Consider the following 13,195-nt stretch of genomic DNA (forward strand, 5'->3'; position numbering starts at 1 on the left):
AATGGTTCATGAGAACGGTAAGGCGTCATGCTGCTTCTTTCGGACGCCGGACGATCGCCGTACTCCGATGTTTCACGTGAAACACCCGATATCCGATCACGCGCTGCGCACTCGGCCACCACATGGCCAAAAGCTCGTACGAGCCCCAGGAAACGGGTGGACGTCGAGGGTCCTCGTCGGACAGCCTGACCTGCGTGCCGACTCCTTCTCTCGCCGCCCTCCCCATCCGCCGTCTGACGCTTCGTGATCTCACTGCCTGCGCGGACCTGTCCGAGGACCGGGGGTGGCCACGCGAGGAGCACAAGTGGGGTCTTCTCCTCTCGGCCGGAAAGGGCTACGGCATCGATGATCCCGACGGAGGACTCGTCACCGCCTGCGTGGTCACGGAGTACGGCCCCTACAGCGAACCCGATTTGGGAGCGATCGGGATGGTGCTGGTCGCCGAACGGCACGCTCGGCAGGGGATCGGCCGTCGGCTCATGCGGCACGTCCTCTCGGTGATGGGCACCACTCCGCTGACCCTCCACGCGACGCCGTACGGCCGCCCGCTCTACGAGGAACTGGGTTTCAAGGTCACCGGCCGGGCGGAGATGCTCCGCGGACACTTCAACTCGGGCGGCCCGGTACCGACGACGAGTACACGCGCGGCCACCGCCGAGGACCTCGCTGCGGTTCTCCGGCTCGACGAGGAGGTGCTCGGCACGGATCGCACGCATCTCATCACCCGACTCCCCGCCTTCGCCGACCAGTTCCGTGTCGCCGAGGAGAACGGCCGGATCATCGGGTACGCCGCCGCCTGGCCCAACATGGACACCCAGGTGGTGGGCCCACTGGTCGCCCGTGACACCGACACCGCCAAGGCCCTCGTCACCTCGCTCGCCGCCGGCACCGACCGCCCCCTGCGCACCGACATCGACGTGCGCCACGAAGAGCTACGGACGTGGGCCCGGGAACGCGGCCTGACGTCGGCCGCTTTCAACTCGGTCATGACATACGGGATGCCGGAGCTGCCGGGCGACTGGAGCCGGCGGTTCGCCCCGCTGACGGTGGCCGCACTCTGAGGCATGCGACGGCGCCGGTGCCCTGGACTTCGGGGAACCGGCGCCGGCGTCATGCCCGGCCGTGGGCCGCGCGACTTCAGTGGTGCACCGCGCTCCGCTGTTCTGCGGGAGTCGCCCCTGCGACCACAGCGCTGGGAGTGCTGTCCCGGCGTTCCAGAGCAGCCGAGACGAAGGCGAGGAGGAGAGCACCCGCGGCCAGGGCGGCGCCCACCCAGTTGGGGGCGGTGTAGCCGAAGCCGGCCGAGATGACCAGACCGCCGAGCCAGGCGGAGAGGGCGTTGCCGAGGTTGAAGGCCCCGATGTTGACGGCCGAGGCGAGCGTCGGGGCCTCGTGCGCCTGGTCCAGGACCCGCTTCTGGAGCGGCGGCACGGTGGCGAAGCCGAGGGCGCCGATGAGAGCGATCGTGACGCCGGCCAGGACCTTGTCGTGCGCGGTGAACGTGAAGAGCGCGAGTACGACGGCCAGGGCGCCCAGGGAGACGTACAGCATGGGCATCAGGGCCCGGTCGGCGTACTTGCCGCCGACGAGGTTGCCGCCGACCATGCCGAGGCCGAAGAGGACCAGCAGCCAGGTCACCGAGCCGTCGGCGAAGCCCGCCACGTGGGTCATCATCGGCGCGATGTAGGTGATGGCGGCGAAGACACCGCCGAAGCCGAGGACGGTCATCGCCATGGCGAGCAGCACCTGGGCGTTCTTGAAGGCGGCCAGTTCGTGACGCAGCCGCACGCCCTCCGGCCGGGGCACCTCGGGAACGAGCTTGGCGATGCCGGCCAGGCCGACGACGCCGAGGCCGGCGACGATCCCGAAGGTGAGACGCCAGCCCGCGCTCTGGCCGATCAGCGTGCCCAACGGGACTCCGACGACATTGGCGACGGTCAGGCCGGTGAACATCGTCGCGATGGCTCCGGCCCTCTTGTCGGGGGCCACCAGGTCGGCGGCGACGACCGAGCCGATCCCGAAGAAGGCTCCGTGGGCGAGGGAGGCGACCACCCGGCCGATCAGCATGACGCTGAAGGCCGGGGCCAGCGCGGAGAGCAGGTTGCCGACGATGAACAGCCCCATCAGCAGCATCAGCATCCGCTTGCGGGAGACCTTGGTACCGAGGGCGGTCATCAGCGGGGCGCCGAACATGACGCCGAGCGCGTAGCCGGTGACCAGGAAGCCGGCGGTGGGGATGGAGACCCCGAAGTCGTCCGCGACCTCGGGCAGCAGCCCCATGATCACGAACTCGGTCGTTCCGATTCCGAAGGCCCCGATCGCAAGGGCCAGAAGCGCGAGCGGCATGGGGGGTGACACCTTCCCAGATGATTGCAGGAGCATGTTGCGCACGCCCACAATAGTTGCAGACGCTCTATATTTGCAAGCGACGGCAATCTCGGTCCGTCGCTACTCCTGCAGAGGCCGAGAAGGAGGGAAGCAGGCCCCATGACCGCCACTGACCCCGCGCTCACCGCCCTCGCCCAGGGCTGGTGCGCGCTCTCCCTGCTGCACGGACGGATCGAGGCACACATCGAGAAGGCGCTCCAGTCCGCCCACGACCTCAGCGTCCGCGAGTACTCCCTGCTCGACGTCCTGGGCCGCCAGCACGACGGCGAGGGCGGGCACCTCCAGATGAAACAGGTCGCCGACGCCGTCGTCCTCAGCCAGAGCGCCACCACCCGCCTGGTCACCCGCCTCGAGGACCGCGGCCTGCTCTCCCGCTACCTCTGTCCCACCGACCGCCGCGGCATCTACACCGACGTCACCGACACCGGCCGCACCCTCCTCGAACAAGCCCGCCCCACCAACGAGAAAGCCCTGCGCGAAGCCCTCGACCAAGCCGCCACCAACCCCGAACTCGCCCCCCTCGTCAGGGCTTTGGAAGACCTCCGCACACCGCCGGCGCCCGGGGACGAGTGCCCCTCGTAGGGTGCGGACATGGCAGATCTCGAGATTCGGCCCGCCACGGCGGACGACGTCCCCGCGATCGTCGGCATGCTCGCCGATGACCCCTTGGGTGCCCAGCGCGAGTCCCCGGACGACCTGGGGCCCTATCTGACCGCTCTGGAGCGCCTCTCCTCCGACCCGAACCAGCATCTGGTCGTAGCCGTGCGCGAGGAGCGCGTGGTCGGCACCCTGCAGCTCACCGTCGTGCCGGGGCTGTCCCGGCGCGGTGCCACCAGGTCGATCATCGAAGGGGTCCGCATCCACGCCGAGGAGCGCGGCAGCGGACTCGGGTCCCGGCTCATCGAGTGGGCGATCGAGGAATCCCGCCGTCAGGACTGCCGGTTGGTGCAACTGACGTCAGACAACACCCGCACGGACGCCCACCGCTTCTACGAACGGCTCGGTTTCGCTGCCTCCCACGTGGGCTTCAAGCTGGCCCTGTGATCATCCGCAGGGCTGTTTCCTCGCGGCGCAGCAAGGCGCTCTGTTTCACGTGAAACAGAGCGCCGCTCGGCGAGCAGGGGACCTAACCGATGCCTCGCCACCCCGCCGGATCCACTCCACCGGGCACGGAAGCCGTCTCGTCGTACGGCTGCCGCGTGAACACGAACGAGCCGAGGTCGAGATGGTCCACGCTTCCGTCGGGCCGCCGTACGACCGCCAGGACCTCGCCGTGGAAGTAGCCCTCCAGTCCGGTCCAGGTGCCGTCACCGTTGGCCCGGAATCGTGAGCGCCGGCCTGCTCCCGACAAAGGCTCCAGCGAAACCAGTCCATCCGCTGTGAGCCGCAGGGCGAATCCGTTCGTTCCCCAGTACCACTGGCCCGCCAACTCCAGTGCGGGCGAGTCGGCCTCGCGCATCGGGCGCCACGGCTCGGGAATCCTGGGCTCGGCCTCGGCGACGATCCGCACGAGATCGGCTCCCACGACGGACAACAGGGGGCCGGAGGTGCAGTTGGCAAGTACGACCGCGGCGACATCGTCGCCCACGCTGATCGTGAGATTCGCGAGAAAGCCCGGCAGCGAGCCCGAATGCCCCACGAGCAGCCGCCCGTCGCGGTGCTGGACCTGCAACCCGAGCCCGTAAGAGGCACCGTCGACGAGCTCGGCCGCCCCGGCCGGCGCCGCGGGCGTCCGCATCTCCCGCACGGTCTCCGCGCACAGCACCCGCTCGTCGCCGTTTACAAGGAAGACCGCGAAGCGCGCCAAGTCCGCCGTGGTGGACCAGAGTTGCCCGGCTGGAGCCATCCGACCCAGATCCTCGGAGGGCTCGGGAAGCATCACATCGGCCCACGGATGGACCGCCCACCCGCCCGCATGCGGCGCTTCGGGACGGACCGTCGTGCGGGTCAGCCCCAGAGGCGCGAGTACTTCCCGCCGGAGCACCTCCTCCCACGGAGCCCCGCGCAGTCGCTCGACGAGTGCTCCGAGCAGGGTGTAGCCGGGGTTCGAGTAGTGGAAGAGGCGTCCCACCGGATGCAGCAAGGGCTGCTCGCCCAGCACATCGGCGAGTTCGGGGCGCAGATCGCCCGAGGTGCGCTCCCACCAGGGCGCCGGGGACTCGGCCGCCAACCCACCGGTGTGGGCGAGGAGCTCAGCGACGGTTGCCTCCCCCGCTCCCGTGCCGGGCAGGTGCTTCTCCAGCGGATCGCCCAGGTCGAGCAGTCCCTCGTCCCGCAGTCGCAGGACGAGGACGGCGGTGAAGGTCTTGGTGATCGAGCCGATGCGGTACTGCACGTCCTCGTCCGGGCCGTGCCCGTCCACCGAGGTGCGTGCACCGCGCCACACGGTCCGTCCGTCCCGCACGACCTCCGCGACCAGTGAGGGCGCACGCCCCTCCGCCTGGGCCACGGCGATCCGGTGCAGCAGCGCCCGGCGCGTGCCGGGAAGCAGCTCGTCCTGAGATGTCGTCATGCCCCCAGTCCATCCCGTGGGGCGCACGGGCGTCGACTTCTTTAGCCCTGAGGGCGTCGCGACGGAGCCCCGGCGAGCTGCCGCCGTCGGAGTGACGCGGAGCTCAGGTCTGGGCCATGTCCACGAAGCGCGAGTAGTGGCCCTGGAAGGCGACTGTGATCGTCGCGGTGGGGCCGTTACGGTGCTTGCCCACGATGATGTCCGCCTCGCCCGCGCGGGGCGACTCCTTCTCGTAGGCGTCCTCACGGTGCAGCAGGATCACCATGTCGGCGTCCTGCTCGATGGAGCCGGACTCACGCAGGTCGGACACCATGGGCTTCTTGTCCGTCCGCTGCTCGGGACCACGGTTGAGCTGCGAGAGCGCGATCACCGGGACCTCAAGCTCCTTGGCGAGGAGCTTGAGGTTACGGGACATGTCCGAGACCTCCTGCTGACGGCTCTCGGAGCGCTTGGAGCCACCGGCCTGCATCAGTTGCAGATAGTCGATGATCACGAGCTTGATGTCGTTGCGCTGCTTCAGGCGCCGGCACTTCGCGCGGATCTCCATCATCGACAGGTTCGGGGAGTCGTCGATGTAGAGCGGAGCGGAGGACACCTCGGGCATCCTGCGCGCCAGCCGGGTCCAGTCCTCGTCCGTCATGGTGCCCGAACGCATGTGGTGCAGGGCCACCCGCGCCTCGGCCGACAGCAGACGCATCGCGATCTCGTTGCGCCCCATCTCGAGGGAGAAGATGACGCTGGCCAGGTTGTGCTTGATGGAGGCCGCGCGGGCGAAGTCCAGCGCGAGGGTGGACTTTCCCATGGCGGGGCGGGCCGCGATGACGATCATCTGACCCGGGTGCAGGCCGTTGGTGAGCGAGTCGAGGTCGGTGAAACCGGTGGGAACACCAGTCATCTCGCCGCTGCGGGAACCGATCGCCTCGATCTCGTCGAGCGCGCCCTCCATGATGTCGCCGAGCGGCAGGTAGTCCTCGCTGGTGCGCTGCTCGGTGACCGCGTAGATCTCGGCCTGGGCGCGGTTGACGATCTCGTCGACGTCGTCGTCGGCCGCGTATCCCATCTGGGTGATGCGGGTGCCCGCCTCGACCAACCGCCGCAGGACCGCCCGCTCGTGGACGATCTCCGCGTAGTACTCGGCGTTCGCCGCCGTCGGCACGGTCTGGACGAGGGTGTGCAGATACGATGCGCCGCCGACCTTGTTGATCTCACCGCGCTTGGTGAGCTCGGCGGCGATGGTGATGGGGTCGGCCGGCTCACCCTTGGCGTAGACGTCCAGGATCGCCTGGAAGATCGTCTCGTGGGCGGGCTTGTAGAAGTCGTGGCCCTTGATGACCTCGACGACGTCCGCGATGGCGTCCTTGGACAGGAGCATGCCGCCGAGGACGGACTGCTCGGCGTCCAGGTCCTGGGGCGGGACCCGCTCGAAGGCCGTGCCTCCGCCGTCCCAGTCGCCGGTGTCCCTGCCGCGTTCGTGCTGTTCGTCGCGCCCCCGGCCCCCGTCGCCGCGGCGGCGCGAGGAAGGGAGACGATCACTGGGACCGCTGTCGGCCCACGGGTCGTCCAAGGGCTCGGAAATACTCACCGAGCCACCTCCTCCCGTCCGCCGAGCGGACCTCGCCGTGCTTCTCAGTTCTACGGCACGGCACTGACAAATGAGACGCCCAACTCCGTTTCTGGCGCGTCGTGTTTGTGATGGTTTCCAAGCCGACGAACGGAGCGGGCGCCGGACCACGGTAGGCCCGCGGGCACCGTCAGCCAATCTGGTTATCCACAGGCCATGTGGACGACGGCCCGGATGCTGTGGAGAACTCCTCAAAACCTGTGCACGACCCGGTGGACAGCCCTGTGAACAAGCTCCGGACCTTCCCGAAAGAAGTGCTCTGACCTGCACTTTCGCCGTCCACCGGCTGTGCAGAAGAAAAACTTTCCCGGTCGGCGCAAGATCAGTTCGAACTGTACACAGCGGCGCACACGCCCTGAACACACGTAAGGGTCCAACCTGGATTGCATCTCTTACCTGTGGACGATTAGATTGGTGCACATGACACAGGCGTCCGCGACTCCCAAGGCCACCCGGCGACAGCACGACCGTGAGATCGTCGCACTCGCCGTTCCGGCCTTCGGCGCGCTCGTCGCCGAGCCCCTCTTCGTCCTTGCCGACAGCGCGATCGTCGGCCACTTGGGCACCGCCCAACTCGCCGGGCTCGGCATCGCCTCAGCCCTTCTCACGACGGCCGTCAGCGTCTTCGTCTTCCTTGCCTACGCCACCACCGCGGCAGTTGCCCGCCGCGTGGGAGCGGGCGACCTCCCGGCCGCCATCCGTCAGGGCATGGACGGCATCTGGCTGGCACTGCTGCTCGGTGCCGTTGTCATCGCCGTCGTCCTGCCGGCCGCACCGTCGATCGTGGAGCTCTTCGGTGCCTCCGACACCGCCGCTCCCTACGCGACCACCTATCTGCGGATCTCCGCCCTCGGTATCCCGGCCATGCTGGTCGTGCTCGCTTCGACCGGGGTGCTCCGCGGGCTGCAGGACACCAGGACTCCGCTCTACGTAGCCATCGCCGGCTTCGTGGCCAACGGCGCTCTCAACGCGGTTCTCGTCTACGGTGCCGACCTCGGCATCGCGGGCTCCGCCTGGGGCACCGTCATCGCCCAGTGCGGTATGGCCGCCGCCTATCTCGTGGTCGTCGTCCGCGGCGCCCGGAAACACGGCGCGTCCTTGCGTCCCGACGCCGCAGGGATCAGGGCCTCCGCCCAGGCCGGTGTCCCGCTGCTGGTCCGCACGTTGTCCCTGAGGGCGATCCTGATGATCGCCACGGCCGTCGCAGCCCGCCTGGGGGACTCCGACATCGCCGCCCACCAGATCATCCTGTCCCTGTGGAGCCTGCTCGCCTTCGCACTGGACGCCATCGCCATCGCCGGCCAGGCCATCATCGGTCGCTACCTGGGTGCCGAGGACACAGAAGGAGCCCGCCAGGCATGCCGCCGGATGGTCGAATGGGGCATCGCGGTCGGAGTCGCACTCGGTGTGCTGGTCGTGCTCTCCCGACCGCTTTTCCTCCCCCTGTTCACCGGTGACTCCACGGTCAGGGACGCCGCTCTGCCCGCTCTGGTGATCGTGGCTCTCTCCCAGCCGATCTGCGGAGTGGTCTTCGTCCTGGACGGCGTGCTGATGGGAGCCGGAGACGGCCCCTACCTCGCCTGGGCCATGGTGATCACCCTGGCCGTCTTCGCCCCGATAGCACTGCTCGTGCCCGCACTGGACGGTGGACTCACCGCCCTGTGGGCAGCGATGACGCTGATGATGGTGATCCGCATGCTGACGCTCTGGCTGCGAACCCGTTCGGGTCGCTGGCTCGTCACCGGTGCGACCCGTTGACCGTTTCACGTGAAACGCGATGGGCCGCGACGTTTCACGTGAAACACCCTGAGCTCCACGCTTGCGCCACAGCATGCAAGAAGGGCCGTACCCCGACGGGTACGGCCCTTCTCACCATTGCTCAGACAACCACTGGGGTCGTCAGGCCGCGACGACCTCGATGTTGACCTTGGCGGCCACCTCGGGGTGCAGACGCACGGACGTCTCGTGGGCGCCCAGGGTCTTGATGGGCGAGCCCAGCTCGATACGGCGCTTGTCGACCTCGGGGCCACCGGAAGCCTTGATCGCGGAAGCGATGTCGGCCGGGGTGACGGAACCGAAGAGACGACCGGCGTCGCCGGAGCGGACGGCCAGGCGGACCTTGACGCCCTCGAGCTGGGCCTTCACCTGGTTGGCCTGCTCGATGGTCTGGATCTCGTGGATCTTGCGAGCGCGACGAATCTGCTCGACGTCCTTCTCGCCACCCTTGGTCCAACGGATCGCGAAGTTCCGCGGGATCAGGTAGTTGCGAGCGTAACCGTCCTTGACGTCGACGACGTCGCCCGCGGCACCGAGGCCGGAGACCTCGTGGGTGAGGATGATCTTCATGAGTCGGTCACCCTTCCCTTATCGCGCGGTGGAGGTGTAGGGCAGCAGCGCCATCTCACGGCTGTTCTTGACAGCCGTGGCGACGTCACGCTGGTGCTGCGTGCAGTTGCCGGTCACGCGGCGGGCACGGATCTTGCCGCGGTCGGAAATGAACTTCCGCAGCATGTTCGTGTCCTTGTAGTCCACGTACGTGACCTTGTCCTTGCAGAAAGCGCAGACCTTCTTCTTAGGCTTGCGCACAGGCGGCTTCGCCATGGTGTTTCTCCTGTGTGATCAAGAAGTGTGGGTACGACCCACCCCTCGGCCCGAGGCCTAGAAGGGGGGCTCGTCCGAGTAGCCGCCGCCACCGCCGCCGGAGTTTCCACCCCAGCCGCCGCCACCGCCGCCCTGGGCGCCACCGGCGGGAGCGCCGGTCGCCCACGGGTCGTCGGCGGGAGCGCCGCCGCCCTGCTGACCGCCGCCGGAGCCACCGCCCCAGCCGCCGCCACCCTGGCCACCGCCGCCGCCGTAACCGCCCTGGCCACCACGGCCGGCACCGCCGGCGGTCTTGGTGACCTTGGCCGTGGCATTGCGCAGGCTGGCGCCGACTTCCTCGACGTCCAGCTCGTAGACCGTGCGCTTGACGCCCTCACGGTCCTCGTAGGACCGCTGCTTCAGCCGGCCCTGCACGATGACGCGCATGCCTCGCTGGAGCGACTCGGCGACGTTCTCCGCCGCCTGACGCCAGACCGAGCAGGTCAGGAACAGGCTCTCGCCGTCCTTCCACTCGTTCGTCTGACGGTCGAAGGTGCGGGGGGTGGACGCGACACGGAACTTCGCGACCGCCGCACCGGAAGGGGTGAAGCGCAGCTCGGGGTCGTCGACAAGATTGCCGACGACCGTGATGACGGTCTCGCCTGCCATGGGGAACCTCTCGGCGGGTTTGCTGCTCTGGCTGCTTGGTTGCTGCTACTCGGATCCCGGGATCATCTGAGCGAAAGCTCAGTGGGTCTCGGGACGGAGGACCTTGGTCCGGAGGACCGACTCGTTCAGGTTGAGCTGGCGGTCGAGCTCCTTGACGACCGCAGGCTCGGCCTGCAGGTCGATGACCGAGTAGATGCCCTCGGGCTTCTTCTTGATCTCGTACGAGAGCCGACGACGGCCCCAGGTGTCGACCTTCTCCACCTTGCCGTTGCCCTCACGGACGACGGAGAGGAAGTTCTCGATCAGGGGGGCGACAGCGCGCTCCTCCAGATCGGGGTCGAGGATGACCATCACCTCGTAGTGACGCATGTGGAACCCACCTCCTTTGGACTCAACGGCCACGGTCGTTCCGTGGCAGGAGGGTTGTGATGCGTACGCAACGGTATCGGCCGCCACTGACAATCGGGGCTTCCTCGCGGTAGTCCCGGTCGTGACATGGGCAGACACCGTGCAGACGGTACAGACTACCCGCACACCGGCTTCCGGTTGAAATCCGGCCCCGAGCACGGTCACTCTGTACGCATCGGGTGTGTATGGCGCTACGATGCGCCGTCTTCCGCAGGAGGTGCCCTATGGCACAGGCAATGCGACCCAACACCGCCGGAGGCCTTTTCGCCACGGACGGGAAGTCCCACCCCCTCCAGGACACGCTGCTCGCGGTGACCCTGGTGCTGGGCATCACGGCCTTCGTCTCGGCGATGTTCCACAACCTGCACCTGCTCAGCTCCTGGACCGGCCTGGTGGGCATCCTCACCGGCGCGTACGGCCAGTGGATCTCGGAGACCACCCGGGAGCGCTTCGGACTGATCCTGGGCCTCGGCGCGGCCGCGGTCGGGTTCTTCCTCGGCATGGCGCACGGCGGCCTCTTCGGTGGGGTCATCAACTGACGCCACGGGCACCGTCCCCCGACACCACCCAAAGCACCACGGAACGCCTCGGCGGCCTCTGAGCCGGGGCGCAGGTTCCGTACGCCCAACCGGGGCGCTCCCCGGGCGCAGTAGGCTTCGGCGCGAGAGCCGGAGCCCCTGTACCCATGGGGACACACCAGCCCGAGGAGCGCCCCGAATGAGCCTGACCCTGAGGACGATCAGTCGCGAGCAGCATCTGGCGTACATCCAGAGCCTGCCCTCGGCGAGCCACATGCAGGTTCCTGCCTGGGCAGACGTCAAGGCGGAATGGCGCTCCGAGAGCCTCGGCTGGTTCGACGAGAAGACCGGCGAGCTGGTCGGCGCGGGTCTCGTCCTCTACCGCCAGCTCCCCAAGATCAAGCGTTACCTCGCCTATCTGCCCGAGGGCCCGGTCATCAACTGGTTCGCGCCGAATCTGACCGAGTGGCTGGAACCGATGCTCGCGCACCTCAAGCACCAGGGCGCCTTCTCCGTGAAGATGGGCCCGCCGGTGATCATCCGGCGCTGGGAGGCCACCTCCATCAAGGCAGGCATCCAGAACCCCGACGTCAAGCGCCTGCGCGACATCGAGGCCGACTTCATCGAGCCGCGCGCCTTCGAGGTCGCCGACAAGCTGCGCCGCATGGGCTGGCAGCAGGGCGAGGACGGGGGAGCCGGCTTCGGTGACGTGCAGCCCCGCTACGTCTACCAGGTGCCGCTCGCGAACCGCTCCCTGGAAGAGGTCCACAAGAACTTCAACCAGCTGTGGCGGCGCAACATCAAGAAGGCCGAGAAGGCCGGCGTCGAGGTCGTCCAGGGCGGTTACCAGGACCTCGAGGAGTGGCAGCGGCTGTACGAGATCACGGCGGTGCGCGACCACTTCCGGCCCCGCCCGCTGTCGTACTTCCAGCGGATGTGGACGGCCCTCAACTCCGAGGACCCCAACCGGATGCGGCTGTACTTCGCCCGGCACGAGGGCGTGAACCTGTCGGCCGCGACGATGCTGATCGTCGGCGGGCACGTCTGGTACTCCTACGGCGCCTCCGACAACATCGGGCGTGAGGTCCGGCCCTCGAACGCGATGCAGTGGCGGATGCTGCGTGACGCCTACGCGCTCGGCGCGACCGTCTACGACCTGCGGGGCATCTCCGACTCGCTGGACGAGACCGACCACCTCTTCGGTCTGATCCAGTTCAAGGTGGGCACGGGCGGCCAGGCCGCCGAGTACCTCGGTGAGTGGGACTTCCCGCTCAACAAGCTGCTCCACAAGGCCCTCGACATCTACATGTCGCGCCGCTGACGTCGCGTTCTTCGCTTCAATAGCTCGCATACCTCTGATACACCGCAGCCACTAGAAAGGTTCCGGGTCCGGCCATGGCGCTCACGCTCTACGTCGACACCGCGCGCTGGCGGGCGCACCACAAGCACGTGCAGGAGCAGTTCCCGGGCCTCGTCCCGGTCTGCAAGGGCAACGGCTACGGCTTCGGGCACGAGCGGCTGGCGGAGGAGGCCACCCGGCTGGGCTCGGACGTCCTCGCCGTCGGCACGACCTACGAGGCCGCCCGGATCAAGGACTGGTTCGGCGGTGACCTGCTGGTGCTGACGCCCTACCGACGGGGCGAGGAGCCCGTACCGCTGCCCGACCGGGTCATCCGTTCGGTGTCCTCCATCGACGGGGTCTACGGCCTGGTGGGTGCCCGTGTGGTCATCGAGGTGATGTCCTCGATGAAGCGGCACGGCATCAGCGAGCAGGACCTGCCGCAACTGCACGCCGCCATAGAGAACGTCCGCCTGGAGGGCTTCGCGATCCACCTGCCGCTGGACCGCACCGACGGCTCGGACGCCGTCGAGGAGGTCATCGGCTGGATGGACCGGCTGCGCGCGGCCCGGCTGCCGCTGCACACCATGTTCGTCAGCCACCTCAAGGCCGAGGACCTCGCCCGGCTTCAGCAGCAGTTCCCGCAGACCCGCTTCCGCGCCCGTATCGGCACCCGGCTGTGGCTGGGGGACCACGAGGCCACCGAGTACCGCGGAGCCGTCCTGGACGTCACGCGTGTCTCCAAGGGCGACCGCTTCGGCTACCGGCAGCAGAAGGCGGCCTCCGACGGCTTCCTGGTCGTCGTGGCGGGCGGTACGTCGCACGGGGTGGGCTTGGAGGCCCCGAAGGCCCTGCACGGCGTCATGCCGCGCGCCAAGGGGGTCGCCCGGGCCGGCCTGGCCACGGTCAACCGGAACCTTTCGCCGTTCGTCTGGGGCGGCAAGCAGCGCTGGTTCGCCGAGCCGCCGCACATGCAGGTCTCCATCCTGTTCGTGCCCTCGGACGCCCCGGAGCCGAAGGTCGGCGAGGAGCTGGTGGCCCACCTGCGCCACACCACCACCCAGTTCGACCGGATCGTCGACCGCTAGAACGCCTCGCGACCGCCAGAAGGCGTCGAGAGCCGCACGGGAAAAGGCCGTACACGGGGTTTCCGTGTACGG

At 68.4% G+C, this 13,195-nt stretch carries 14 protein-coding genes; 7 read left to right on the plus strand and 7 right to left on the minus strand.

Annotation, left to right across the window (positions count from 1 at the left end; genetic code table 11):
• Positions 1–194 precede the first annotated feature (194 nt).
• On the plus strand, positions 195–1,061 hold the full coding sequence (locus tag ACIQJT_RS16310; protein ID WP_402643949.1) for a GNAT family N-acetyltransferase: 867 nt from the start codon (positions 195–197) through the stop codon (positions 1,059–1,061).
• 76 nt (positions 1,062–1,137) lie between these two features.
• Here ACIQJT_RS16310 and ACIQJT_RS16315 read toward each other — a convergent pair whose 3' ends face one another.
• The gene (locus ACIQJT_RS16315; RefSeq protein WP_402643951.1) at positions 1,138–2,346 is read right to left on the minus strand and encodes an MFS transporter; all 1,209 of its coding nucleotides are present in this window, start codon (positions 2,344–2,346) and stop codon (positions 1,138–1,140) included.
• 141 nt (positions 2,347–2,487) lie between these two features.
• Between ACIQJT_RS16315 and ACIQJT_RS16320 the strand changes: the two genes are divergently transcribed.
• A complete protein-coding gene (locus ACIQJT_RS16320; RefSeq protein WP_365452862.1) occupies positions 2,488–2,970 on the plus strand; it encodes a MarR family transcriptional regulator in 483 nt (160 codons plus the stop codon).
• Positions 2,971–2,979: 9 nt separating this feature from the next.
• A complete protein-coding gene (locus tag ACIQJT_RS16325; protein ID WP_365452865.1) occupies positions 2,980–3,432 on the plus strand; it encodes a GNAT family N-acetyltransferase in 453 nt (150 codons plus the stop codon).
• A gap of 82 nt (positions 3,433–3,514) precedes the next feature.
• On the opposite strand, the gene ACIQJT_RS16330 is transcribed toward ACIQJT_RS16325, so the two are convergent.
• Positions 3,515–4,900, minus strand: a complete 1,386-nt coding sequence (locus ACIQJT_RS16330; protein ID WP_402643955.1) for a serine hydrolase domain-containing protein — start codon at positions 4,898–4,900, stop codon at positions 3,515–3,517.
• Positions 4,901–5,003: 103 nt separating this feature from the next.
• Positions 5,004–6,482 carry a replicative DNA helicase gene (gene dnaB, locus ACIQJT_RS16335; protein ID WP_053846232.1) on the minus strand — a complete coding sequence of 493 codons (1,479 nt, stop codon included), beginning with the start codon at positions 6,480–6,482 and terminating at the stop codon, positions 5,004–5,006.
• 450 nt (positions 6,483–6,932) lie between these two features.
• Between dnaB and ACIQJT_RS16340 the strand changes: the two genes are divergently transcribed.
• Positions 6,933–8,279 (plus strand): MATE family efflux transporter, encoded by a 1,347-nt coding sequence (locus ACIQJT_RS16340; RefSeq protein ID WP_402643958.1) that lies wholly within the window; start codon positions 6,933–6,935, stop codon positions 8,277–8,279.
• 141 nt (positions 8,280–8,420) lie between these two features.
• Here the strand turns inward: ACIQJT_RS16340 and rplI are convergent, their stop codons facing one another.
• The 4 genes from rplI to rpsF all read right to left on the minus strand — a co-directional run bounded on the left by rplI (position 8,421) and on the right by rpsF (position 10,139).
• Entirely contained in the window at positions 8,421–8,867 is a 447-nt protein-coding gene (rplI, locus tag ACIQJT_RS16345) for a 50S ribosomal protein L9 (RefSeq protein ID WP_020134131.1), read from the minus strand.
• Between the two features lie 18 nt (positions 8,868–8,885).
• Positions 8,886–9,122: a 30S ribosomal protein S18 gene (gene rpsR / locus ACIQJT_RS16350; protein ID WP_003949403.1), complete on the minus strand. Its 237-nt coding sequence runs from the start codon at positions 9,120–9,122 to the stop codon at positions 8,886–8,888.
• A 57-nt stretch (positions 9,123–9,179) separates the two neighbouring features.
• Positions 9,180–9,770: a single-stranded DNA-binding protein gene (locus tag ACIQJT_RS16355; protein ID WP_365452874.1), complete on the minus strand. Its 591-nt coding sequence runs from the start codon at positions 9,768–9,770 to the stop codon at positions 9,180–9,182.
• 78 nt (positions 9,771–9,848) lie between these two features.
• Positions 9,849–10,139, minus strand: a complete 291-nt coding sequence (rpsF, locus tag ACIQJT_RS16360) for a 30S ribosomal protein S6 (protein ID WP_007383258.1) — start codon at positions 10,137–10,139, stop codon at positions 9,849–9,851.
• A gap of 263 nt (positions 10,140–10,402) precedes the next feature.
• Here rpsF and ACIQJT_RS16365 point away from each other — a divergent pair, with 263 nt between their 5' ends.
• The 3 genes from ACIQJT_RS16365 (at position 10,403) to ACIQJT_RS16375 (ending at position 13,123) form a co-directional block, all read left to right on the plus strand.
• Complete coding sequence (locus ACIQJT_RS16365) at positions 10,403–10,717, plus strand: hypothetical protein (protein ID WP_402643962.1); 315 nt, start codon at positions 10,403–10,405, stop codon at positions 10,715–10,717.
• 178 nt (positions 10,718–10,895) lie between these two features.
• Positions 10,896–12,017, plus strand: a complete 1,122-nt coding sequence (femX, locus tag ACIQJT_RS16370) for a peptidoglycan bridge formation glycyltransferase FemX (protein WP_123990363.1) — start codon at positions 10,896–10,898, stop codon at positions 12,015–12,017.
• Between the two features lie 74 nt (positions 12,018–12,091).
• Positions 12,092–13,123: an alanine racemase gene (locus ACIQJT_RS16375; protein WP_123990364.1), complete on the plus strand. Its 1,032-nt coding sequence runs from the start codon at positions 12,092–12,094 to the stop codon at positions 13,121–13,123.
• Positions 13,124–13,195: the final 72 nt, after the last annotated feature.

Source organism: Streptomyces sp. NPDC091972, assembly GCF_044756385.1.
Classification (GTDB): Bacteria; Actinomycetota; Actinomycetes; order Streptomycetales; family Streptomycetaceae; genus Streptomyces.